The sequence below is a fragment of the Ensifer sp. Root127 genome (assembly GCF_001425225.1).
Taxonomy (GTDB): domain Bacteria; phylum Pseudomonadota; class Alphaproteobacteria; order Rhizobiales; family Rhizobiaceae; genus Ensifer; species Ensifer canadensis.
Window position 1 is genome coordinate 15401 of record NZ_LMDX01000026.1, and the last position, 24433, is coordinate 39833.

General features: G+C 63.1%; 20 protein-coding genes. 6 read left to right on the top strand and 14 right to left on the bottom strand.

What is annotated here, in order from left to right:
• Positions 1 to 57: 57 nt before the first annotated feature.
• On the bottom strand, positions 58 to 951 hold the full coding sequence (locus tag ASD03_RS26200; RefSeq protein WP_025425244.1) for a LysR family transcriptional regulator: 894 nt from the start codon (positions 949 to 951) through the stop codon (positions 58 to 60).
• 113 nt (positions 952 to 1064) lie between these two features.
• Between ASD03_RS26200 and ASD03_RS26205 the strand changes: the two genes are divergently transcribed.
• The 4 genes from ASD03_RS26205 to ASD03_RS26220 are packed head-to-tail and all read left to right on the top strand — an operon-like array spanning position 1065 to position 6702.
• The gene (locus tag ASD03_RS26205; protein ID WP_025425245.1) at positions 1065 to 2465 is read left to right on the top strand and encodes a VOC family protein; all 1401 of its coding nucleotides are present in this window, start codon (positions 1065 to 1067) and stop codon (positions 2463 to 2465) included.
• Positions 2466 to 2475: 10 nt separating this feature from the next.
• Positions 2476 to 3897, top strand: coding sequence for an FAD-binding oxidoreductase (locus tag ASD03_RS26210; RefSeq protein ID WP_025425246.1), 1422 nt, complete (start codon positions 2476 to 2478; stop codon positions 3895 to 3897).
• Positions 3898 to 3927: 30 nt separating this feature from the next.
• Positions 3928 to 5460, top strand: a complete 1533-nt coding sequence (locus ASD03_RS26215; RefSeq protein ID WP_025425247.1) for an aldehyde dehydrogenase family protein — start codon at positions 3928 to 3930, stop codon at positions 5458 to 5460.
• 9 nt (positions 5461 to 5469) lie between these two features.
• Complete coding sequence (locus ASD03_RS26220) at positions 5470 to 6702, top strand: pyridoxal phosphate-dependent aminotransferase (protein WP_057210881.1); 1233 nt, start codon at positions 5470 to 5472, stop codon at positions 6700 to 6702.
• Positions 6703 to 6884: 182 nt separating this feature from the next.
• On the opposite strand, the gene ASD03_RS26225 is transcribed toward ASD03_RS26220, so the two are convergent.
• Positions 6885 to 7433, bottom strand: coding sequence for a cupin domain-containing protein (locus ASD03_RS26225; RefSeq protein ID WP_025425249.1), 549 nt, complete (start codon positions 7431 to 7433; stop codon positions 6885 to 6887).
• Between the two features lie 149 nt (positions 7434 to 7582).
• Here ASD03_RS26225 and ASD03_RS26230 point away from each other — a divergent pair, with 149 nt between their 5' ends.
• Positions 7583 to 8920: an aspartate aminotransferase family protein gene (locus ASD03_RS26230; protein WP_025425250.1), complete on the top strand. Its 1338-nt coding sequence runs from the start codon at positions 7583 to 7585 to the stop codon at positions 8918 to 8920.
• 87 nt (positions 8921 to 9007) lie between these two features.
• On the opposite strand, the gene ASD03_RS26235 is transcribed toward ASD03_RS26230, so the two are convergent.
• The 9 genes from ASD03_RS26235 to ASD03_RS26275 form a co-directional block, all read right to left on the bottom strand.
• Entirely contained in the window at positions 9008 to 10279 is a 1272-nt protein-coding gene (locus tag ASD03_RS26235) for a glycerate kinase (RefSeq protein ID WP_025425251.1), read from the bottom strand.
• A gap of 5 nt (positions 10280 to 10284) precedes the next feature.
• Positions 10285 to 10602, bottom strand: a complete 318-nt coding sequence (locus tag ASD03_RS26240) for a Dabb family protein (protein WP_025425252.1) — start codon at positions 10600 to 10602, stop codon at positions 10285 to 10287.
• Between the two features lie 8 nt (positions 10603 to 10610).
• Positions 10611 to 12266 (bottom strand): GMC family oxidoreductase N-terminal domain-containing protein, encoded by a 1656-nt coding sequence (locus ASD03_RS26245; protein WP_025425253.1) that lies wholly within the window; start codon positions 12264 to 12266, stop codon positions 10611 to 10613.
• 107 nt (positions 12267 to 12373) lie between these two features.
• Entirely contained in the window at positions 12374 to 13153 is a 780-nt protein-coding gene (locus ASD03_RS26250; RefSeq protein WP_025425254.1) for a 3-ketoacyl-ACP reductase, read from the bottom strand.
• Entirely contained in the window at positions 13150 to 14649 is a 1500-nt protein-coding gene (locus ASD03_RS26255) for a GMC family oxidoreductase (RefSeq protein WP_025425255.1), read from the bottom strand. Before ASD03_RS26255 ends, ASD03_RS26250 begins: the two co-directional genes overlap by 4 nt.
• Before the next feature lie 6 nt (positions 14650 to 14655).
• Positions 14656 to 15771 (bottom strand): sn-glycerol-3-phosphate ABC transporter ATP-binding protein UgpC, encoded by a 1116-nt coding sequence (ugpC, locus tag ASD03_RS26260; protein ID WP_025425256.1) that lies wholly within the window; start codon positions 15769 to 15771, stop codon positions 14656 to 14658.
• Between the two features lie 4 nt (positions 15772 to 15775).
• Complete coding sequence (locus ASD03_RS26265; RefSeq protein WP_025425257.1) at positions 15776 to 16657, bottom strand: carbohydrate ABC transporter permease; 882 nt, start codon at positions 16655 to 16657, stop codon at positions 15776 to 15778.
• Positions 16654 to 17535, bottom strand: a complete 882-nt coding sequence (locus ASD03_RS26270; RefSeq protein WP_025425258.1) for a sugar ABC transporter permease — start codon at positions 17533 to 17535, stop codon at positions 16654 to 16656. Before ASD03_RS26270 ends, ASD03_RS26265 begins: the two co-directional genes overlap by 4 nt.
• A 179-nt stretch (positions 17536 to 17714) precedes the next feature.
• Positions 17715 to 18959 (bottom strand): ABC transporter substrate-binding protein, encoded by a 1245-nt coding sequence (locus ASD03_RS26275; RefSeq protein WP_025425259.1) that lies wholly within the window; start codon positions 18957 to 18959, stop codon positions 17715 to 17717.
• A 304-nt stretch (positions 18960 to 19263) separates the two neighbouring features.
• Between ASD03_RS26275 and ASD03_RS26280 the strand changes: the two genes are divergently transcribed.
• Positions 19264 to 20328 carry a LacI family transcriptional regulator gene (locus ASD03_RS26280; RefSeq protein WP_025425260.1) on the top strand — a complete coding sequence of 355 codons (1065 nt, stop codon included), beginning with the start codon at positions 19264 to 19266 and terminating at the stop codon, positions 20326 to 20328.
• Between the two features lie 202 nt (positions 20329 to 20530).
• On the opposite strand, the gene ASD03_RS26285 is transcribed toward ASD03_RS26280, so the two are convergent.
• Genes ASD03_RS26285 through ASD03_RS26295 form a run of 3 tightly spaced genes read right to left on the bottom strand, consistent with a single transcriptional unit; the run spans position 20531 to position 24430 of the window.
• A complete protein-coding gene (locus tag ASD03_RS26285; RefSeq protein ID WP_025425261.1) occupies positions 20531 to 22039 on the bottom strand; it encodes an aldehyde dehydrogenase family protein in 1509 nt (502 codons plus the stop codon).
• Positions 22039 to 22818: an enoyl-CoA hydratase/isomerase family protein gene (locus ASD03_RS26290; protein ID WP_025425262.1), complete on the bottom strand. Its 780-nt coding sequence runs from the start codon at positions 22816 to 22818 to the stop codon at positions 22039 to 22041. Before ASD03_RS26290 ends, ASD03_RS26285 begins: the two co-directional genes overlap by 1 nt.
• Positions 22811 to 24430 carry an acyl CoA:acetate/3-ketoacid CoA transferase gene (locus ASD03_RS26295; protein WP_057217357.1) on the bottom strand — a complete coding sequence of 540 codons (1620 nt, stop codon included), beginning with the start codon at positions 24428 to 24430 and terminating at the stop codon, positions 22811 to 22813. Before ASD03_RS26295 ends, ASD03_RS26290 begins: the two co-directional genes overlap by 8 nt.
• Positions 24431 to 24433: the final 3 nt, after the last annotated feature.

A 24433-nucleotide genomic window follows, 5' to 3' on the forward strand; every position in this document is an offset into this window, starting at 1 on the left:
CCGACGGCGTCAGGAAGGTTCCGGCCATCGGTCGAAACATGTTCGAGGATGGGAAACCTACCCGACCTGTTCAGTGATCCATTCGCGGAAGGCGAGACTGATCGGGTTTTCGAGTTTGCCTTCCGGAACCGCGAGATAATAACTGTTCTCCGTCTGCATCGGCCGGTCGAGAACGATGCGCAATGTTCCCGCTGCCAGCTCCTGTTCGATCAGATAGCGGGGCAGCAAGGCGAAACCGAGACCGGCCGTGGCCGCCTCGATCACCATCGAGAACTGATCGAAGCGGTTACCGCGATAGGCACCCCTTCCATCCATGCCGTTGGCCTCGAACCATTGCGCCCAGAGTTTGGGTCGCGTCGCCAGGTGCAGCAGCGGACCGCCGACGATATCCTCCAGCGTCGCCACCGGATTGGCCGCAAGCAGGGTCGGGCTTGCCGCCGGCACGATGATCTCGCTGCAGAGATAGCTGCAGGTGGCATGCGCCCAAACCGGCTGGCCGTAGTGGATGGCGATGTCGAAGTTCTGCTCGTCGAAATCGAAGGGTGCCGACCGCGACGCGATATTGACCACGGTATCGGGGTGCTGGCGAAGAAAATCCGGCAGCCGCGGCACCAGCCAACGGCTGCCGAAGGTCGGCAGCGACGCGATCGACAATGTCGAGTCGGCGCGCGCCGAGGCCATTGCCCGCACCATCAGCTCTTCGGTCTGGTTGAGCAGGCGGCGAACCTCGGGCAGGAACTTCTGCCCGGCCTCGGAGAGAATGACGCGCTGGCGCACCCGCTCAAACAGGAGAACGCCGAGCTGGTTCTCCAGATCCTTGATCTGACGGCTGACGGCACTCTGGGTCAGATTGAGTTCGGCGGCTGCCTGCGTGAAGCTGCCGTGCCGTGCCGCGCATTCGAAAGCCTGCAGCGTCGTAACATCAGGAACCAGTCTGCGGCTTAACTTCATTCCAGCCTCGCATCAACATAGTCACAAGCAGCGCGATCAATGGCCGCTTCCTTTGGATATGATCCGAAATGAGAATGACCTTGTCCTTCACCCATAGCGCGAGGCGAGCCCCAGTGAAAGAGAATAGTTTCGTATCCGCCGATGATATCCGTTCGGCCTTTTCCGCAGCCATGTCGGTCATGTACCGCGAGGAAGTGCCTGCTTACGGCACGCTGATGGAACTGGTTGCCAAGGTCAACGACGATACGCTCAATGCCGACCCGGCGCTGAAAGAGCGCCTCGATGCGACGGATTCGCTTGATCGCATTTCCGAGGAGCGCCACGGCGCAATCCGTCTCGGCACGCCTGCTGAACTCTCGATGATGCGTCGCGTCTTTGCTGTCATGGGCATGTACCCGGTCGGCTACTACGATCTTTCGACCGCCGGCGTACCGGTGCACTCGACCGCCTTCCGCCCGGTTGGCGAAACCGCTCTGAAGCGCAATCCCTTCCGTGTCTTCACCTCGCTTCTTCGCCTTGACCTGATTGCGGACGAGAGTCTGCGCGCCGCATCCGAGGCGATCCTGGCCGAGCGTCGGATCTTTACGCCTGTTGCCATCGAACTCGCCGAAAAGGCCGAGCGTGATGGCGGCCTCGACAAGGCCGACGCCGAGCGTTTCGTCTCCGAAGTGCTGGAGACCTTCCGCTGGCACGACAGGGCCAATGTCAGCGCCGACATGTACAAGCGCCTGCATGACGCCCACCGGCTGATCGCCGACGTCGTGTCGTTCAAGGGCCCGCATATCAACCACCTGACGCCGCGCACGCTGGATATCGACCAGGTCCAGGCGCTGATGCCCGAATTCGGCATCGCGCCGAAGGCCGTCGTCGAAGGTCCGCCGACCCGCAAATGCCCAATCCTGCTTCGCCAGACCTCGTTCAAGGCGCTGGAAGAGGCCGTTTCCTTCCGTGATGGCGGCGGCGACTGGAAAGCCGGCTCGCACACCGCCCGCTTCGGCGAGATCGAGCAGCGCGGCATTGCGCTCACTCCCAAGGGCCGTGCGCTCTACGACGAGCTTCTGGAAGCCTCGCGCAAGATCGTGCGCCCGGCAGCCGACGGCTCCAACGCCCGCGACTATGAAGCCGCGCTTGCCAAAGCCTTCGAAAGCTTCCCCGACACCTGGGCAGGCATTCGCGAAGCCGGCCTTGGCTATTTCAGCTATTCACTGACCGAGAAGGGCTTGAAGACCCGGATTTCCGACCGCCGCGATATCAACACGCTGATCGCCGACGGCCTCGTGCAGTTCGACGCCATCGTCTACGAAGACTTCCTGCCGGTCAGCGCCGCAGGCATCTTCCAGTCCAATCTCGGCGACGGCGCGCAGCAGGCTTTTGTCGCAAGCCCGAACCAGAAGCGCTTCGAGATTGACCTCGGCGCCACAGTGCTCAACGAGTTCGATCACTATGCCGGCATCGAAGAGGCATCGATCGAAAGCTGCCTGCGGGCCTTGACCGCAGCCATGGCTGCGGAATGATGCGTTCACGATGATTGAACAGGTACACATAGACGCGCTGACCGGCATCCTTGGCGACAAGGGTGTGGTCACGCGTGCTGAAGACATGGAAGCCTACGAGACCGGCGCGCGCTACGATCGTGGCCGGGCTTCGGTCGTTCTGCGGCCGGCGACAACAGTGGAAACCTCGGCAACCGTTGCCTATTGCGTGCGTCATGGCATCGCCCTGATCCCGCAATCGGGCAATACCGGACTGGTCTCGGGCTCGACCCCTGATAGTTCCGGCAACGAAGCGATCCTCAGCCTCGACCGCCTCACCAAAGCGTTCGAACTCGATCTCGACAATCGTTCGGTGCGCGTCGATGCCGGGTTCAGGCTTTCCGATCTCAACCGCCGGCTGGAAGAACATGGCCTGTTTTTCCCGATCGATCTCGGCGCCGATCCGCGCATCGGCGGCATGATCGCCACCAACACCGGCGGCTCGCGTTTCCTGAAATACGGCGACGTGCGCCGCAACACGCTGGGCCTCACCGTGGTTCTCGCCGATGAAGACGGCACCGTGCTCGATCTTCAATGCGACCTGCGCAAGAACAACACCGGCGTCGACTGGAAGCAGGTCTTCGTCGGCACGTCGGGCGCCTTCGGCATCATCACGGAATGCGTGCTCAATCTGGAGCGCCTGCCGCAGCAGACGGCGACCGCATTGCTGGTGCCGGCAAGCGGCGCCCATGTGCTGCCGCTGCTGCGCGCCATGGAAGAGCGGCTCGGCGCCTACCTCTCGGCCTTCGAGGGCATGTCGAGCAACGCCGTCAAGGCGGCGTTCGCGCATGTGCCTTCGCTGAAGAACCCGTTCCAGGGCGGACACGTCCCTGAATACGTCATTCTCGCGGAAATCAGCCGCACCTGGGCCCCACGCGAAGGCGAGCAATCGCTCGACGCCGTGCTTGAAACGGTGCTGGCCGAGATCTGGGAGATGGAGACGGCACCGCTCGCCGACGCGTTCGTCGGCCCGCCGCATGAGGTCTGGGCGCTGCGCCACGCACTTTCGGAAGGTGTGAAACACCTGGGCAAGCTGATCGCCTTCGACGTCTCCTTCCGCAGGGGTGACATCATGGCCTTCTGCGACCATATGAAGGCCGAAATGCCGACGAGGTTTCCTGATGTCACCGTCTGCGACTTCGGCCATATCGGCGATGGTGGTGTACACTTCAATCTCGTGGTGCCGAAGGACAGCGCGCTGCTCAGCGATCCGACATTCGAGCAGCGTTTGAGAGAATGGGTTTTCGCCGTGGCGGTCGAGGAGTATCACGGCAGTTTCAGCGCGGAACATGCGATAGGCCGCCGCAACCAGGCCTACTACGACGTTTATACAACCGACAAACTCAAGGACATGGCCGCGGGCCTGAAGACGCTCACCTCGCCGGGGAAACTCGGCAGCGTGCGCTTCGGATAGGCCAGGGCAGGAAAACGGGAGTCAGACCAGATGAACATTGCAACGAAGAAGATCGACGTCACCAAGGAGGCAGCAGCCCTCCTCGAGAAGATGGGCGTCGCCAAGGAACTCTACACCGGCGGCGACATGCCGTCGTTCAGCCCGGTCACGGGCGAACAGATCGCCAGCCTGAAGACGGTTTCGGCCACGGAGGCTGCCGCCAAGATCGACAAGGCGCATGAAGCCTTCAAGGCCTGGCGCCTCGTTCCGGCACCGAAGCGCGGCGAATTGATCCGCCTGCTCGGCGAAGAGCTACGCGCCTTCAAGGCCGACCTCGGCCGCCTCGTTTCGATCGAAGCCGGCAAGATCACCTCCGAGGGCCTCGGCGAAGTTCAGGAAATGATCGACATCTGCGATTTCGCAGTCGGCCTTTCCCGCCAGCTCTACGGTCTGACGATCGCCACGGAGCGTCCCGGCCACCGCATGATGGAAACCTGGCATCCGCTCGGCGTCGTCGGCGTCATCTCCGCCTTCAACTTCCCGGTCGCCGTCTGGTCGTGGAACACGGCGCTGGCGCTCGTCTGCGGCAACTCCGTCGTCTGGAAGCCGTCGGAAAAGACCCCGCTCACGGCGCTTGCATCGCAGGCTATCTTCGAACGCGCGCTTGCCCGCTTCGGCGACGCCCCGGAAGGCCTGTCGCAGGTTCTGATCGGCGACCGCGCCGTCGGTGAAGTCCTCGTCGACAACCCGAAGGTTCCGTTGGTCTCGGCCACCGGCTCGACCCGCATGGGCCGCGACGTCGGCCCGCGTCTTGCCAAGCGCTTCGCCCGCGCCATCCTCGAACTCGGCGGCAACAATGCCGGTATCGTCTGCCCATCGGCCGATCTCGACATGGCGCTGCGCGCCATCGCCTTCGGCGCCATGGGCACCGCCGGCCAGCGCTGCACGACCATGCGCCGCCTGTTCGTGCATGAAAGCGTCTACGACCAGCTCGTTCCCCGCCTGAAGAAGGCCTATGGCTCGGTCTCGGTCGGCAATCCGCTGGAAACCACCGCACTCGTCGGCCCGCTGGTCGACAAGGCCGCTTTCGACGGCATGCAGAAGGCAATCGACGAAGCCAAGGCCCATGGCGGCGCCGTCACCGGCGGCGAACGCGTCGAGCTCGGTTATGCCAACGGCTACTACGCCAAGCCCGCCCTGGTCGAAATGCCTGAGCAGGCAGGCCCGGTCCTCGAAGAAACCTTCGCGCCGATCCTCTACGTCATGAAGTACAGCGACTTCGACGCAGTCGTTGCCGACCACAATGCGGTTGCAGCCGGCCTGTCCTCGTCGATCTTCACCCGCGACATGCAGGAATCCGAACGGTTCCTGGCCGTCGACGGCTCGGATTGCGGCATCGCCAACGTCAACATCGGCACCTCAGGTGCGGAAATCGGCGGCGCCTTCGGCGGTGAAAAGGAAACCGGCGGCGGCCGCGAATCGGGCTCCGATTCGTGGAAGGCCTACATGCGTCGCGCCACCAACACGGTGAACTACTCGAAGGCCCTGCCACTGGCACAGGGCGTCTCCTTCGATATCGAGTAGGACCAAGCGATGACCATCAACGCAACGGTCAAGGAGGCGGGCTTCAAGCCCGCCTCGCGGATCTCTTCGATCGGAGTATCCGAAATCCTCAAGATCGGCGCGCGCGCGCAAGCGATGAAGCGCGAGGGCAAGCCGGTCATTATTCTCGGCGCAGGCGAGCCGGATTTCGACACGCCTGACTACGTCAAGCAGGCCGCCTGCGAGGCGATCCAGCGCGGCGAAACCAAATACACCGCACTCGACGGCACGCCGGAACTGAAGAAGGCGATCCGTGAAAAGTTCCAGCGCGAGAACGGCCTCGCCTACGAACAGGACGAGATCACCATTGCCACCGGCGCCAAGCAGATCCTGTTCAACGCCATGATGGCGACGATCGACGCCGGCGACGAAGTTGTCATTCCGACGCCGTACTGGACCTCCTATTCGGATATCGTCCAGATCTGCGAAGGCAAGCCGGTGCTGATCCCCTGCGACGCGGCCTCCGGTTTCCGGCTCACCGCCGACAAGCTCGAAGCGGCGATCACGCCGAAGACGCGCTGGGTGCTTCTCAACTCACCCTCCAACCCTTCGGGTGCCGCCTACAGCGCTGACGACTACCGGCCGCTGCTCGACGTGCTCTTGAGGCATCCGCATGTGTGGCTGCTGGTCGACGACATGTACGAGCACATCGTCTATGACGGCTTCCGCTTCGTCACCCCGGCCCAACTGGAGCCTCGGCTCAAGGACCGCACCCTGACGGTCAACGGTGTCTCCAAGGCCTATGCCATGACCGGCTGGCGCATCGGCTATGCCGGTGGTCCGCGCGAGCTGATCAAGGCGATGGCTGTCGTCCAGAGCCAGGCGACCTCCTGCCCGTCTTCGGTCAGCCAGGCCGCTTCGGTGGCAGCCCTGACCGGCCCGCAGGATTTCCTGAAGGAACGCACGGCCAGCTTCCAGCACCGCCGCAATCTCGTCGTCAACGGCCTCAACGCCATCGACGGTCTCGACTGCCGCGTTCCGGAAGGCGCCTTCTACACCTTCTCCGGCTGCGCCGGCATGCTCGGCAAGGTGACGCCTTCGGGCAAGACGATCGAGACGGACACGGACTTCTGCGCCTACCTGCTCGACGACGCCCATGTCGCCGTTGTCCCCGGCTCGGCCTTCGGCCTGTCGCCGTTCTTCCGCATCTCCTATGCGACGTCGGAAGCGGAACTGAAGGAAGCGCTCATGCGCATCGCCGACGCCTGCGCTCGGCTTTCGTAACTCGGAAGTAGCCCCTCACCCTAGCCCTCTCCCCGCTTGCGGGGAGAGGGGACGGTCGCGCAAACAGCTGCCTCTCTACTCCTGTTCGCAAAGAGAGTATGAGGCGCTGGCGGCATATCCCTTCTCCCCGCAGGCGGGGAGAAGGTCGCGGCAGCGGGATGAGGGGCGCCCGCTCCCTTCCTTCAAAACGTCGGCGGCGTGCAGGCGCTGATCACCTCGCAAGGTACCGGCCCGACGCAACGAAATCGGTGCGGTCGCCGGCTTTCGAAATAGTACGCATCCCCAGGCCCGAGAATCCGCCGCTCGTCGTCGACGGTGACCTCAATGCGCCCCGACAGCACGATGCCGCCCTCCTCGCCTTCATGCACCAGCGGCACTTTTCCAGTGTCCGCGCCCGGCTGATAACATTCCTTCAGGATCTGCAGGCTGCGGCCAAAGAGATTGTCGCCGATCTGGCGATAGGAGATCGGCCCTTTGCCGATCTCGACCAGTTCCTCTGCGGCGTAGAATGCCTTGCGCGGCCGTTCAGGCTCGAACGAAAAGAACTCCGCAAGTCCGATCGGTATGCCGTCGAGGATGCGCTTCAGTGCGCCGACCGACGGATTGGACGCATTCGACTCGATCAGCGAGATCGTCGAGTTGGTCACGCCCGCTCGCTTGGCAAGTTCGCGCTGCGAAAGATTGTGCATCAGCCGGAGGTGGCGAAGCCGGTTTCCAATGTCGACGCTCATGGGTGTCCATCTCGGTGTTCAGGTTGTTCGAAATATCGCAATTTCGCAAACCTCGTTGTATAAAATTCAATGGCTTGAACGACAACAGAAAAGGACTTGTTTGGCAATTCAAATCATGGCGTCAATCCCCTGATCTTCAGGAGGATGCCATGAACCAGCACACCAAACCCAACGCCCCCGTACTCGACAGCTACTGGATGCCCTTTACCGCCAACCGGCAGTTCAAGGCGGCACCGCGCTTGCTCGCCTCCGCCGAGGGCATGCACTACACCAGCACCGATGGCCGCACGATCCTCGACGGCACCGCCGGTCTCTGGTGCGTCAACGCCGGCCACGGCCGCCGCCAGATCGCGTCAGCCGTCGAACGCCAGCTGTCGACGATGGATTTCGCCCCCTCCTTCCAGATGGGCCACCCGATCGCCTTCGATTTTGCCGAACGCCTTGCCGAAATCGCGCCGGGGCCGGAAGGCCAGAAGCTCGACCGCGTGTTCTTCACCGGCTCGGGCTCGGAATCGGTTGACACGGCGCTGAAGATGGCCATCGCCTATCAGCGCGCGATCGGCCAGGGCACTCGCACGCGGCTGATCGGGCGCGAGCGCGGCTACCACGGCGTCGGCTTCGGCGGCATTTCGGTGGGCGGCATCCTCAACAACCGCCGCGTCTTCCCGCAGCTTCCCGGTTCCGACCATCTGCGCCACACCCACGACCTTGCCAAGAATGCCTTCGTCAAGGGCCAGCCCGAGCACGGCGCCGAACTTGCCGACGATCTCGAACGGCTGGTGGCGCTACACGGCGCCGAAACCATCGCCGCCTGCATCGTCGAGCCGGTTGCCGGTTCGACGGGCGTGCTCATCCCGCCGAAGGGCTATCTCGAGCGGCTGCGCGCGATCTGCGACAAACACGGCATCCTGTTGATCTTCGACGAAGTCATCACCGGCTTCGGTCGCCTTGGCGCTGCGTTCGCCACCGACTTCTTCGGCGTCACCCCGGACCTGGTGACGGCGGCGAAGGGGCTCACCAACGGCGCCATCCCAATGGGCGCGGTCTTTGCCAGCCGCAAGGTGCACGACGCATTGATGCACGGCCCGGAAAACCAGATCGAGCTCTTCCACGGCTACACCTATTCCGGCCACCCGGCCGCCTGCGCCGCGGGTATCGCCACGCTCGACATCTATCGCGATGAGGGCCTGATGACCCGCGCCACCGAGCTGCAGGACGCCTGGCATGATGCCATGCATTCGCTGAACGGCCTGCCGCATGTCATCGACATCCGCACCATCGGCCTCATCGCCGGCATCGAGCTGCAGTCACGCGAGGGTGCTGTCGGCGCCCGCGCCTATGAGGTCTTCGTCGATTGCTTCGAAAAGGGGCTGCTGATCCGCGTGACCGGCGACATCATCGCCTTCTCGCCGCCGCTGATCGCCGACGAAAATCACTTCGGCGAAATCGTCTCGATCCTCGGCGATGCCTTGAAGCGCGCCAAGTAAAAACAAGAGATCATGGTCGCCGCCGAAACGTTTGGCGGCGACCATGACACGCAGATTTTCTGTTCTGCCTTGAGCCGGAGAATCCGGCTAACGGATTAGCATCGCCCTGAAGTCATTGACATTGGTTCCAGTCGGACCGGGCGCGAAAAGATCGCCACTCACTGAGAATGCCGACCAGGCATCGTGGCGCGCCAGATGCGCCCGCGGATCAGCACCGGCAGTACGCATGCGACTGACGCTGCCGCCATCGGCAAAGGCGCCGGCATTGTCCTCAGACCCGTCGATGCCGTCCGTATCCGCCGCCAGGGCATCGATCCCGTCGAGCCCCTCGATGTCGAGCGCCAGCGACAGCAACAGCTCGCTGTTGCGGCCGCCTTTGCCGTAATCCTTGCCCGATATCGTCACAGTCGTTTCGCCGCCGGAAAGCAGCACGACCGGCTTTTCGAAAGGTTGATTGCGCTGGGCGACTTCACGCGCCAGCGCCGCATGCATGCGGCCGATATCGCGCGCCTCGCCTTCAATCGCATCAGAAAGAATGCGCGCCTCTACACCCAATTCCTGCGCCGTCCTTGCTGCAGCCTCCAGCGAGACACGCGCCGACGCAATCACGTGGCATTCGTGCCGACGGAAAACCGGTTCGGACGGATCAGGTGCCCGCGCGGCACCGGATCGCAAGTGGGCCACCACGCCATCGGGAAGAGCCATGCGATAGCGGCCGACGATCTCCAGCGCCTCCTCCACCGTCGACCCGTCAGGCACTGTCGGGCCCGAGGCAACGAAAGCGGGGTTGTCGCCGGGAACGTCGGAAACGACGAGGCTGACGACACGCGCCGGCCCAGCGGCCGCCGCAAGACGGCCTCCCTTGATGCGCGACACATGTTTGCGCACGACGTTCATCGCGGAAATCGGTGCGCCGGAGGCAAGCAGCGCCCGGTTGACGGCGATCTCGTCGGCAAGCATCAAACCCTCCGGCGGCGCCGGCAGCAAGGACGATCCACCACCCGAAATCAGAGCGACAACCAGATCGTCAGCGGTCAGGCCTTCCACCAGCTTCAGCAGCTCTTCCGACGCCCGAAGGCCAGCCTCATCCGGCACCGGATGGGCGGATTGCAACACGCGAATGCGCTCGCAGCGTTCAATCGGCCCGTGGCGCGCAACGACGGCGCCGGTCAGCGGGTGATCCCACAGCTTTTCGAAAGCTGCGGCCATCTGGCTTGCGGCCTTGCCCGCGCCGACAACGATCGTTCGTCCCTTCGGCTTTTCCGGCAGATGCGCGCGGATCGCCTCATAGGGATCGGCGGCGCGGACGGCCGCGTCGAAAAGGGCGGTGAGAAAGGGACGCGCTTCGAAGGCCGCCATCGTCTTCAGCCCGCGATTTCGAGATCGTAGACGAAAATGCCGTCGATGCCGCCTTGCGCCGCCGCGACGATCTTTGCACCGGTCTGCCGATGCTCCGGATCGTCGAGATAGGCGTCACGCGCGGCTGCGTCGGAGAAATCGACGATGAAACCCTCGGCATACCCTTTGTCCATGCCCACTTCCGGGCTGACATTGGCGCCGGCATAGGTCGCGAGAAGGCCGGGAAGCCGGCTTTTTAGCGCCGCGATCTCGGCGAAGATCGACGCTTTCTCATCCGCCGAAACGTCTGGACGAAAGCGAATGAAGACACAGTGGCGGATCATGGTTTTCCTCAACGGATATCGGCGCGGGCACGTGGCCGGGCATCGTTTCGTTCATGGGCGAAGATCTCCGGCGGCAAGGGCTGGCGCTCGCGAATGATGTCGGCGCCCTTTTCGCCCATCATGATCGTCGGCCCGTTGGTGTTGCAAGAGGGAACGCGCGGCATGACCGAACTGTCGCAGACGCGAAGGCCCTCCAGCCCACGCACTTTCAGATCGAGTCCGACCACGGCCATGGCGTCGGTGCCCATCTTGCAGGTGCCGACCGGGTGGTGGTCGGTCTTGGCATTGGCGCAGCCATAGTCGAAGAACTGCTCGTCGGAGACGACAGTGTTGCCCGGCAAACGTTCCGCCAGCACGAAAGGCTTGAGGGCGGCCTGCTGCATGATCTCGCGGGCTATCTTCAGCCCCTCGATCGACATCTTGCGGTCGTGCGGATCTTCCCAGTAATTCGGATCGATCAGCGGCGCTGCGGCCGGATCAGCGTCGGAAAGCCTGACGGTGCCGCGTGAGCGCGGATGCAGATAGGCGGAATTGAGCGTCACGCCGGCGTTCTTCAGTCGCGCGACGCCAGCCTCGATGCCGGAGCCGAGGCCGAGGTGGAACTGGATATCCGGCGAGCGGGCATCCGGGTCGGCGTACCAGAAGCCGCCGGTCTCAAACAGGCTCGATGCCACCGGGCCGGAGCGGAAAAGCACGTATTGCAGGCCGGCCCAGAGCGTCCGGTGCAGCTTCGCGACGTTGTCATAGGTGTGATCGCCGGTGCATTCGGAAATGACGAACAGATCGAGGTGGTCCTGCAGATTGCCACCGACGCCGGGTAGGTCGTGCTTTACCGGCACGCCCACCGACTTCAGGTGATCCGCCGGGCCGATACCGGATTGAAGGAGCAGCTTCGGCGAACCGATGGCGCCCGACGTGACCAGAACTTCCCGCTCCGCCCGGATCGTCTCGCTTCCCTTCGCCGTCACCACCTCGACGCCGACGGCGCGCGTACCCTCGAGCACGATCCGGGCGACGCGCGTTCCGGTGCGAACGGTAAGGTTCCGGCGGTCCTTGATCGGTGAGAGATAGGCAAGCGACGCGCTCGAACGCCGGCGATTGCGCTGCGTCAGTTGGTAGAAGCCGACGCCGGCCTGCTGACGGCCGTTGAAATCGTGATTGTAGGGAATGCCGAGTTCCTGGCCGGCGCGGATGTAGGCATCGCAGATCGGCAAGGTAGAAACCGGCATCGAGACGCCGAGCGGACCGCCATAGGCATGATAGTCGTCGGCGAAGCGCTGGTTGTCTTCGGCGCGCTTGAAATAGGGAAGAACGCTGCGATAGTCCCAGCCGGCACAGCCGTCCTCGGACGCCCAGAGGTCATAGTCGGCCGCATTGCCGCGGGTGTAGAGCTGGGCATTGATCGACGAACCGCCGCCGATGACCTTGGCCTGGGTGTAGCGCAGCACCCTGCCCTTCATGTGTTTCTGTGGCACGGTCTCCCAGCCCCAACTTGCAACTCCCTTGGTCATCTTGGCAAAACCGGCCGGCATGTGAAACAGCGGGTTCCAGTCGCCGCCACCCGCCTCCAGCAACAGGACGCGGACCGACGGATCCTCAGAGAGACGGTTGGCGAGAACGCAGCCGGCAGGGCCGGCACCGGTGATGATATAGTCGTATGTCATTGCCTGTCTTCCTCCACGGCACGGCATTTGGAACGTTCCAAATTTCCGACGTGTTAAACTCGAAACCTGCTCGCCGTTGCGAGCCCCGGACTGCCCTGCACTATTTTCTAGAGTCGACCGATCGACAGGCCGCCATCGGCCTGGATGACTGAGCCGGTCGCAAAGCCGAATTTGCCGCTGGCAAGCCCTGCGGCGATGTTGCCGATGTCTTCTGGCTCGCCCCAGCGTTTCATCGGCACCAGTCCGCCGTCGATCAGGGCGTCGTATTTCGCCGAGACGCCAGCGGTCATGTCAGACCGGATGACCCCGGGCCGGATTTCGAAGACGGAGATGCCTGTGTCGGCCAGCCGCAAGGCGAGCCCCTGGCTGAAGGCGGCAAGGCCGGCCTTGGTCATGCAATAGTCGAGCCGCTCGGGCGAACTCATGGTCGCGGAAACCGATGTGATGTTGATGATTGAACGTGGTGCCGCACCTGGCGGCTCGGTGAGCATCGAGAGCAACACGGCCTGGGTGAAGAACACTGTGCCGCGCAAGTTGGTGGCGACGATCGTGTCGAAATTCTCCGGCAGAAGGTCGAGAAAGTCGCCGCGCACGACGGAGGCGATGCCGGCGTTGTTGACGAGGCAGCGGATCGGGCCCAGTTCCTGGCGGATGCAGGCGACGGTGGCGGCATGCGCGCCGATATCGGCGAGATTGGCCTCGAGGTAGATGGCGCGACCGCCTTGCGCCGATAGCTCGGAGAGCGTGGCTTGCGTCGCTTGATCCGCCGCACCGAGCCCCGTCAGCGCTATGTCGAAGCCGTCGCGCGCCAGTGCCCGGGCCACGCCGAGTCCGATTCCTCGCCGGCCACCGGTGACAACAGCCACGGGACGCGTCGATGTCGTCATGCTCTCAGCTCCTTCGCAACGATATGGTCGGCAACGCGCAGCGCCTGTGCCGCCACCGTCAGCGCCGGGTTGACCGCAGCGGACGTTGGCAGGAAGCCGGCATCGACGACAAAGAGGTTCGGATGATCGAAGGCGCGGCAATAAACGTCGAGCGGCGCCTGACCGGGATCGGTGCCCATCCGGATCGTGCCGCACTGGTGCGACGGCGTGCGCTTGTCGAAGGCCTGGGAGAGCACGATCGGATAGCCTGCAGCTTTGAAGTGGGCGCGCATCTTCGCTTCGAGCCCGGAAAGCGCCTCCATGTTCGAGCGCCGCCACTGCATGATGATGCCCTTGCCGTCGACCATGATGCGGCTTTCCGGGTTCGGCAGGTCCTCCGTCATCATGTACCAGTCGACCGCATGACCGGCCATGAAATCCAATGCGAAGCGCGGCGCCCAGACCGGCGCATTGGCCTTGAGGATGTCACCGTTGATCTTGCCGAGCAGCTGGACATTGCCGAGTGGCAAACCGTCCCTGCCGCCGGTCAGGTAATAATCGTTCAGCATCAGCGTCTTCTGGTAGATGCTGTCATTGCGCCTGAACGGATTGATCGCCAGCATGGCGCTGCAATTGTGGTTCATGAAGTTGCGGCCGACCTGGCCGGAGGCGTTGGCGAGCCCCTTGCCATCGCCGGAGCGCAGCAAGATGGCGGCCGAGTTGATCGCGCCCGCCGACAGGATCACCAACTTGGGCGACAGGCGCTTCTTCTCGCCCCTATGGGTGTAATGGACCGCCTCGATCCGGCCGCCCCGACCTTTCTCCAGCGTGTCGACATGCGCGGAGGTGATCAGCTCGATGTTGGGGTCATTCAGCGCGGAGGCGAGCGATGCGGTCTCGGCATCCTTCTTGCCCTTGCCGGTGTTGGGAAACCCGTCCCATGGCGTGCGCCCGCCTGCCAGCCACGTCTCGATGTCGACGCCAAGCGGCAGCGTCGCCGGATTGAGCCCCTGCGCCTTCAACTCGGCGCGCGCGCGAGCAATTGCCGGCTCGTCCGGTACCGGGCCATAAGGGTAGGGCGAGGCGTGGAACGGCTCCGTAGGGTCCTGACCCAATTCGCCACGCACCTCGAACAGTTGCTCGGCTTTGCCGTACCACGGCTCCAGCTCTTCATAGAGAAAGGGCCATGCCGGCGAAACGCCGCCAAGATGCTGCATCTCGGTGAAATCCTCTGCACGGTAGCGCAAGAGCACCGCACCGAAGAGTTTGGAATTGCCGCCAACGAAATAGAAATTGCCCGGATTGAACTCCGTGCCGTCGGCTTCGCGCCACATCTCCTTGGGCCGGAAATGGCCCTTGACGAAGATCGAACTATAGCTGCGCGCTTCCGGTGTGTCGGGCAGGCGCTCGCCGCGCTCGAGTATGGCTATGCGCGCCCCGGAGCCGGCAAGCCCCGCCGCAACGGTGGAGCCGCCGATGCCCGACCCGATGATGACGATATCCGGCTGCTGCTCCATCGGCCGTTACGCGATCCGTTGCTGCGTCTGAGGATCGAAGAACACCGCCTTGTCGAGATTGAAGGCGAGCTGCGACGTCTGGCCGGGTGCGATGCGCGCATCGGCACGCAGGCGGGCGACGACCTCCTTGCCGCCAAGGCGGGTCACCGCAAAGGTGTCCGAACCGGCGGGCTCGACCACCTCGATCAGGCATTCGCCTTCGACGATCGCCTTGGCATTGCGGTCGGCACCGTCAGGGTCGGTCAGTGCTTCCGGGCGGATGCCGAAGACGACGTCCTTGCCGGCATAGGTAGAGAGTGCGCCGCTGGCATGCGGAACGGTGAGCTTCATCGGCTCGGCGTTCGGGCGCGCGAGCGTGACGGCAACATCGGCGCCGTTCCTTTCGATCCGGGCCGTCAGCAGGTTCATGGCCGGCGAACCCATGAAGTCGGCGACGAACATGTTGGCCGGATTGTTGTAGATTTCGGCCGGCGTCCCGAATTGCTGCAGCACGCCATCCTTCAATACCGCGATCTTGGTCGCCAGCGTCATCGCCTCGATCTGGTCGTGGGTGACGTAGACGATGGTTGTCTTCATCCGGTGGTGGAGACGCTTGATCTCGGTGCGCATGTCGACGCGCAGCTTGGCGTCCAGGTTCGACAGCGGTTCGTCGAAGAGAAAGACCTGCGGCTTGCGCACAAGGGCGCGGCCCATGGCGACACGCTGGCGCTGGCCGCCGGAAAGCTGGCTCGGCTTGCGATCGAGCAGATGGCCGATCTGCAGCATGTCGGCGACCTGCTTGATCGCCTTCTCGCGTTCGTCCTTCGGCACGCCGCGGATTTCCATGCCGAAGGCGATGTTGCCCGCAACCGTCATGTTCGGATAGAGCGCGTAGGACTGGAACACCATGGCGATGTCGCGCTTGGACGGGTGCAGATCGGCGACCGACCGGCCGTTGATGGCGATCTCGCCCGAGGTGATTGGCTCCAGCCCGGCAATGGTGTTGAGCAGGGTGGACTTGCCGCAGCCGGACGGGCCGACGAGCACGAGGAAGCCGCCTTCGTCGATCTCCAGATTGATGTCCTTCAGGATCTCGAGCGAGCCGTAGGATTTGCGCAGGTTGCTGATTTTGAGGAACGACATGAGCTTATCCTTTCACGGCGCCGGACATCAGCCCGCGCACGAAGTAGCGGCCGGACACGATGTAGACGATGAGCGTTGGCAGGGCGGCGAGGATCGCGCCCGCGAAATGAACGTTGTATTCCTTGACCCCGGTCGACGAGCTGACGAGGTTGTTGAGCGCCACCGTCATCGGCGTCGAAGAGGCGCCGGAGAAGGATGCCCCGAACAGGAAGTCGTTCCAGATATTGGTGAACTGCCAGATGACCGAGACGACGATGATCGGACCGGACGACGGCAGCAGGATCCGCCAGAAGATCTGGAAGAAGCTGGCGCCATCGATCTGCGCCGCACGCACGAGTTCCGTCGGGAAGGCTTCGTAGTAGTTGCGGAAATAGAGCGTGGTGAAGCCGAGGCCGTAGATCACGTGGACGAAGATCAGGCCCCAGATCGATCCGGCAAGGCCGATGATGCCAAGCACGCGCGCCATCGGGATCAGCACGATCTGGAACGGGATGAAGCACGACAGGAGCAGCATGCCGAAGAAGATGTTGGCACCGGGAAAGCGCCACTTGGTCAGGACGTAGCCATTGAGCGCGCCGATCATCGTCGAGATCGCGACGGCCGGCACCACCATCAGGATCGAGTTGATGAAGAACGGCTTCAGGCCTGTCGGCTGAACTCCGATCTGCGCCGTCGACCAGGCCGAAAGCCAGGGTTCCAGTGTCAGGGTCTGCGGTAGGTTGAGCATGCCGCCCTGGCGGATCTCGTCGAGCGGTTTCAGCGAGTTGACCAGCATGACATAGAGCGGCAGCAGCGAATAGAGCGCAAAGACGATGAGTACCGTGTAGATCAGGGCACGCGTCAGGCGGTTGTGCGAGATGACATTGTCTGGGCTGGGGGCGCTCATGGGCGTTTTCCTCCGCGGATTTCGGAGTAGAGATAGGGAACGATGATCGAGAAGATCATCACCAGCATGATGATGGCCGACGAGGCGCCGATGCCCATCTGGTTGCGGGTGAAGGTGTAGGAATACATGAAAGTCGCCGGCAATTCGGTCGCCTGGCCCGGCCCGCCGCCGGTGAGCGCGATGATCAGGTCGTAGGCCTTGATCGCCAGATGGGCGAGAACGACGAAGGCGGAGAGGAAGACCGGCCGCATCAAGGGAATGATGATCCGCCGGTAGATCGTCGATGTCGGTGCGCCATCGATCTGCGCCGCCTTGATGATCTCGTTGTCGACGCCGCGCAGACCGGCAAGGAACATCGCCATGATGAAGCCGGTCGATTGCCAGACGGCGGCGATCACCACGCAATAGATCGCGTAGTTGCGGTCCTTGATCCAGTTGAACGAAAAGCTCTCCCAGCCCCAGAGGTGCATGGTGTTTTCAAGCCCGATGCCGGGATCGAGGAACCACTTCCAGGCCGTGCCGGTCACGATGAACGACAGCGCCATCGGATAGAGGTAGATCGGCCGTAGGAAGCCTTCCGCCCGGATCTTCTGGTCGAGCAGGATCGCAAGTCCAAGCCCCAGCACCGAGCAGATGGCGATATAGAGCGAAGCGAAGATCGCCAGATTGCTCACCGCCCGCCACCAGTGCGGCAGGGCCCAGAGCTTCTGATAATTGCTGAAACCGACGAAATTGTAGGACGGCAGCATCTTGCTGTCCGTCATCGACAGGAAGCCGGTATAGGCGATGAAGCCATAAACAAAGATCAGGACGATAACGAAGCTCGGGGCAAGGACCAGCTTCGGTATCAGGTCCTGCAGTCGACTGCGGTTATCCATGAACGTTCACCACTTCTGGCGCTCTGCCGTCGGGAAACTCCCTGGTATCGGCATCCGCGCAGGTTCTTTGTATCAAACCGCTCCCCTGCGTCCGCGATGGACGCGACGCTTCGAAGACGCTTGCATGTCAGAATGAGTGTCCGGGACGCTTGCTCGCGTCCCGGACCGGGCCTCGCCCGTTACTTCGCAGCCGCGACGGCGGCGACGAGTTCCTTGACCGCCTCATCGGAGGTCAATTCACCGTTGAACTCGCGCGTCACGACGTCGTAGATCGCGTTCTTGACGGCAGCTGGGTTGGCATGGCCATGGGCCATGGAACCGAACAGCGTGCCGTTGGTGTTGGCTTCGGCGAGATCCTTGATGCCCTTCTTGCCGCAAGCGTCGAAGTCCGTATCCGGAACGTCGGTGCGTGCAGGAACCGAACCCTTGACGACGTTGAAGGCCGACTGGAAGGTCGGGCTTTCGATCGCCGAGGCCATCTGCAGCTGTGCCGGGATCTTGTCGTCAGCAACCTTGAACATCGCGAACTGGTCGGAGTTGAAGGTGACGGACCCTTGCGTACCCGGGAAGCGCATGCAGACGAAATCGGTGCCTGGCACCTTCTTCGCCTTCAGGAACTCGCCCTTGGCCCAGTCGCCCATGAACTGCAGGCCGGCCTTGTTCTCGATCACCATTGCCGAAGCGAGGTTCCAGTCGCGGCCGGAGAAGTTGTCGTCGACATAGGAGCGCAGCTTCGTCATGCGGTCGAAGGCTTCCTTCATCTTGTCGCCACCGAGCGCTGCCGGATCGAGATCGATGAAGGCCTGCTTGTAGAAATCATTGCCGAGCGAGAGCACGACGGCGTCGAAGATCGTCGCGTCCTGCCACGGCTGGCCGCCATGGGCGATCGGCGTGATGCCCTGAGCCTTGAAGTTGTCGAGAAGGACGATGAGCTCGTCCCAGTTCGCCGGCTCCTTGCCGCCGGCCTTGTCGAGGGCAGCCTTGTTGATCCAGACCCAGTTGGTCGAGTGGACGTTGACCGGAGCGGCGATCCAGTGGCCGTCATACTTCGAGAACTGCTGCAGGGCCGTCGGGATGACCTTGTCCCAGCCTTCCTTGGAAGCGGTATCGTCAAGGTTGCCGAGTGCGCCTTCCTTGGCCCAGTCGAGAATATCGAAACCGAGCATCTGCACTGCGGTCGGAGCGTTGCCCGAGGTGACGCGGGCGCGAAGCACGGTCATGGCTTCCGTGCCGCCGCCGCCGGCGACCGGCATATCGGTCCAGGAAATACCCTTGCTTTCGAGGTCCTTCTTCAGAACGTCGAGCGCAGCAGCCTCACCGCCGGAAGTCCACCAGTGCAGCACTTCCACGTTTTCTGCTGCGCGCGCGGCGGTGGCCGCCATCATCAGCGCCACAACAGCCGTCGTCGTCATCAACTTGCGCATCGTTATCCTCCCGTTTGCAAGTTATCGAAGCGGAACCTCCTCCCGCCTCGGATATCGCACCGCCTAAGGCAGCGGCTGGCCAATTTAAAACGTTATAAATTCAGCAAGTCAAGCATTCCGCACGCGTGCACTTCCTCACCTCACGAAGCAATTGAATTTGCTGAATTATATACAACAGTTTGCGTTTCGCAGTGCAGCAATTCATGCCGCGTCGCGAGATTTAAAACGTTTTCATGATTCGATTGCCTAAGCGTTCGTGCCACGTTACAAAAGCCGCTCTTGACCGCCTTGAGGATGACTAGCATTGGCCGATTCCCCCAAGCCCGCCCGTTCCGAAGACATTGGTTCGCCCGCCAGACGGGGCAAGCCGACCCTTCGCACGATCGCCGAGATCACCGGGCTTGCGGTCACCACCGTTTCGCGCGCCCTCGCCGAAGCGCCGCAAATCTCCGCCGACACCCGCAAGCGGGTTCGCGAGGTGGCGATCGAAATCGGCTATTCGCCCGATCGCGCCGCCCAGCGCCTGAAGACCGGCCGCACCAACGTCATCGCCGTCCTGCTCGACCCACACGAGGAAATCCTCGGCTATGGCACCTCGATCATGAGCGGCATCGCCAAGGCGCTGCAGGGCACGTCCTATCACCTGATCGTCATGCCGAACTTCCTCAACACGACCAATGTCGAGGCGGTGAACTACATCACCCGCAACAGCATGGCTGATGGTCTGATCTTCTCGCGCACCGAACCGCTCGATCCGCGCGTCATGTTGCTTTCGGAGATCGGCTTTCCGTTCGTCACCCACGGACGCACCGAGCTTTCGACCCCGCACGCCTATGTCGACTACGACAACTTCACCTTCTCCTACCAGGCCACCCGCCGGCTGATCGCCAAGGGGCGCCGCAAGCCGGCACTGATCAGCGGCCCAACCGACTTCACCTTCGGCGGCCACCTGCAGCACGGCTTCATGACCGCCGTGCGCGAGGCGGGCTGCGCCTACGAAATTCTCTCCGGTATCGATCTCGACAGCCCGGCCGGCGACATCCGCGACCGTGTTCGCCAGCGTTACGCCGAGCCCGACCCGCCTGATAGTTTCATGTGCGGTGGCGAAGTCTGTGCTCTCGCCACCATTACCGGCATGAGCGATTGCGGCCTGACGCTCGGCAACGAATACGACATTGTCGCCAAGCAGACGTCGCACCTCCTGGGCGCGATCCAGCCCCAGGTGGAAACGATCTATGAGGATCTGACGGCTACGGGCGAGGACATGGGCCGCGTGCTGCTCCAGCGCATCGGCGGCGAAACCGACGTCAACAAACTGCAGCTTCTGCTCTCTCCGCAGATCCCCGCCAACTGGTCGGCATCGAACTGAACCGCGCGACAACGACAGGCCGGCGGCGTGCCATGACGCCCCTGCCCGTTTCGTTGCTGCGATCCCTGCCGACATCATCCGTCTCCCCTTGTCCCCTAGAGCGTTTCCGGTTTAAACGGAGTCACGGCGACGCTCTATCTCTTTGTTTTTACGTATTTCCTGACGGAAAACCGCTTCGCACTTTTCCTGGAAATGCTCTAAGTTAGCGCGGCATCCACCAGCCGGTGCGGGCGCCGATATGCATGTTGAGCGTTTTGGTTTCGGTATAATCCTCGACCGCATGCCGACCGAGTTCGCGGCCGAGGCCGGACTGGCGATAACCGCCGAACGGCAGCTCGGAAGCCCCATCCATGAAGGTGTTCATCCAGACCGTGCCGGCGCGCACGCGGCGGCCGATCGTCAGGCAGGTGTCGAAATCGCGGCTCCAGACACCGGCCGACAGACCGTAGTCGATGGAGTTGGCGATGCGGATTGCCTCGTCGGTGGTCTCGAAGGTCAGCACCGACAGCACCGGCCCGAAAACCTCCTCGCGGGCAACAGCCATGTCGGGTCGCACCTGTGAAAGAATGGTTGGCGCCATGAACTGTCCCATGCCGAGATCGAGTGCAGCGCCGCCATGAGCGACAGCGGCACCATCCTTCGATGCGGCAGAAACATAGCCGGCAATCTTTTCCAGATGCTGCGGCGTGATGATCGCGCCGACCTGGGTTTCCGGATCGAGCGGATCGCCGACCTTGACCTTGGCCGCGAGTGCGGCGATGCGCGCCGTCACCTCCTCGGCAATGTCGCGGTGAAGGATCAGCCGCGAGCCGGCATTGCAGCATTCGCCGGCGTTGAAGTAGGCGCCGAACACGGCCGCATCGATGAACTCGTCGAGGTTGGCGTCGGGGAAGACAATCTGCGGGTTCTTGCCGCCGAGTTCGAGCGATACCTTCTTCAACGTCTGCGCCGCATTGGCCATCGTCAGACGGCCGACGCCGGTGGAGCCGGTGAAGGAGATCATGTCGACATCCGCGTGCGTCGTCATCGGCGCGCCGACCTCGGGACCCGTGCCGGTGAGAATGTTGACGACACCGGCCGGTACGCCGGCCGCTTCGAGAATTTCGCCAAGCACGAGCGTCGAGGCTGAGGTCAGTTCGGAAGGCTTGACCACTGTCGTGCAGCCGGCGGCAAGCGCAAAAGGCAGCTTCTGGCTGACGATCAGGAACGGGAAGTTCCACGGCGTGATGATCGAAACGACGCCGATCGCTTCGCGCAGAACCACACCGAGCGTGCCGTCTCCCAGCGTATTGTAGCTTTCGCCGTGAAGATCACGGGCAAGAGCAGCAGCATAACGCCAGATATCGGCAGCGCCACCCAGTTCGCCCTTGGCCTGGCTGATCGGCTTTCCCGATTCGATGGCGTCGAGGAAAGCAAGCTCGTCGGCGCGCGCGGCAATCATGTCGGCCGCCTTGAGCAGGATCAGAGACCGCTCGGACGCCGTCATGCGCGGCCAGGGGCCATCGTCGAAGGCGCGACGGGCAGCAGAGATCGCCCGCTCGGCATCGCCGCTCGCTGCTGCCTGATAGCGGCTGACGACGACGCCGTGGCCGGGGGCGACGCGCTCGATCGTGCGTCCGTCGGCGCTGTCGACCCATTTGCCGTCGATCAGCATCTGGAACGTGCGCACCTTGTGATCGCTAAGTGCCTTGGGCCTCACCAGAACCGTCATTACCATTCTCCCTTGAACTGGGCTTCGCGCTTTTCGGAAAAGGCAGCGACCCCTTCCCTGAGGTCGCCTGTCTTGGCGACGAGGATGGACCCCAGCGCTTCGACCGCGGCACCATTGTCCTCGCCGTTCGCCGAGGCGATCATCAGTTTTGAAATCTCGAGCGCGGCCGGGCCGCGCTTTGCCACGCGGGCTGCGTAGTCGCGCGCCGCCTGCATCACTGTTCCGGTCTCGACGACCCCATCGACAAGGCCTTCGGCCTTCGCCGTCTCTGCCGTAAACATCTCACCGCCGAGTACCATGCGCCGCACGATCTGCGCGCCGAAACGGACGACGAGACGTTGCGTGCCCGACCAGCCGGGAACCATGCCGAGGCTCGTTTCCGGCAGGCCGATCTTGATCTGGCTTTCGGCGATCCGGATGTCAGCCGCCGCGGCTAGTTCCAGGCCGCCGCCGAGGGCATGGCCGTTGAGCGCTGCGATGACGGGCATTCTCAACGTCGCCAGCCGCTCGAAGACGCGATGGCCAAAGCGCACCCAATCATGACCGAAGGCTGCGGCATCCATGCCGCCCCAGGCCTTGATGTCGCCACCGGCGGAGAAGGCCTTGCCCTCACCCGTCAGGATCAGCACGCGCACGTCGCGCATCACTTCCACCGTATCGCAGGCGGCAGCGAGCGCCTTCAGCATGTCGATGTCGAAGGCATTGAGCTTGTCCGGACGCGCGACAGTCATCGTCGCGATCGGGCCGTCGACTGCGATCTGGATGCGCTCCTCAGACACGGGCGCCTCCCGCAAGCGTACGGGCAGCCTTGACCGGCAGTTTCAGGCCGATCGGCGCCTCGTGGAAAAGTGCCGCATCCATGGTCTTCAATCGATCGGATACAAGGAGCGGAAATTCGGACTGGTCGAGAATATGTGCCTGCAGGTCGACACCCGGCGCGATCTCGGTCAGCATCACGCCTTCGGGCGTCAGCTTCATCACGCAGCGCTCGGTGACATAGGTGATGTCCTGCCCCTGCTCGACGCCGCGGCGGCCCGAGAAGGTGACGTGTTCGACCTCGTTGACGAGCTTCTTCAGCTTGCCTTCCTTCTCGATCACCAGCTTGCCATCGGCGACGGCAAGCTTCGCGCCGGCGTTGAACATGCCGGAAAAGACGATCTTCTTGGCTCGAGCAGTAATGTCGACGAAGCCGCCGGCGCCGGCCGTCACATGCGGCCGGAAGGAGAGCTTCGAGACATTAACCGAACCGTTGCGGTCGATTTCGAGGAAGGAGAGCAGCGAGGCATCGAAGCCCGCGCCCTGGAAATAGGTGAACTGGTAGGGCGAAGGCATGAAGGCGTCAGCGTTCGACGCGCAGCCGAAGGCGAAATCCAGGAGCGGTACGCCGCCGACAGCCCCCTGTTCGATCACCCAGGTGACGGCGCCATGCAGGCCCTCCTCGAGCAGGATGCGCGGCACGTTGGCCGAAATGCCGAAGCCGAGGTTGACGGCGCTGCCCGTTTGCAACTCCTGCGCCACCCGGCGGGCAATCACCTTCTGGATGTTGAATTCCGGCACGCGGAAACTGTCGAGCGGACGGAAGATCTCGCCGGAGATGGCCGGATCGTAGAGCGTCTGCGTCGTCTGCTTCTGGTCGGGATCGACGACGACATAGTCGACGAGCACGCCCGGCACACGCACGTCGTGCGGCTTCAACGAGCCTTCCTTGGTGATGCGCTTGACCTGGGCAATGACGATGCCGCCATTGTTGCGGGCGGCCAGCGCCTGATCGAGACAACCGAGATAGGCACCCTCGTGCTCATAGGTAAGATTGCCGCGCTCGTCCGCAGTCGTCGCGCGAATAATCGCCACCTGCGGTGCGATCGCCTTGAAATAGAGCCAGTCCTCGCCCTCAAAGGCGACCTTTTTGACCACCGGCTCGACTGACGCCGAGGCATTCATGGCGCAGCCTTCGCGCGACGGATCGACGAAGGTGTCGAGCCCGACCTTGGTCATAACGCCAGGGCGCTTGGCGGCGGCCTCGCGGTGCATGTCGAAGAGAACGCCGGAGGGGATATTGTAGGCTGCAACCTCGTCGGCGCCGATCATCTGCCAGATCAGGGGCGGTTCGGCACTCGACGGACCCGAGGGATAGGAGCCGCCGATGATCCTCTTCAAAAGTCCCTTCTTGGCGATGTAATCGACACCCTTGATGCCGCTCATGTCGCCGGCGGCGATCGGGTGCAGCGTCGTCAGGTCGCGAGGATGGCCGGTTGCGTCAAAACGCTCGCCGATCGCCTTTAGCATCAGATCGGGGCAGCCAAGACCACTCGACGACGAGACCGAAACGACGGCACCATCCGGGATCAGCGCGGCGGCCTCAGTGGGTGAAATATGCTTGTTCATCGACATCAA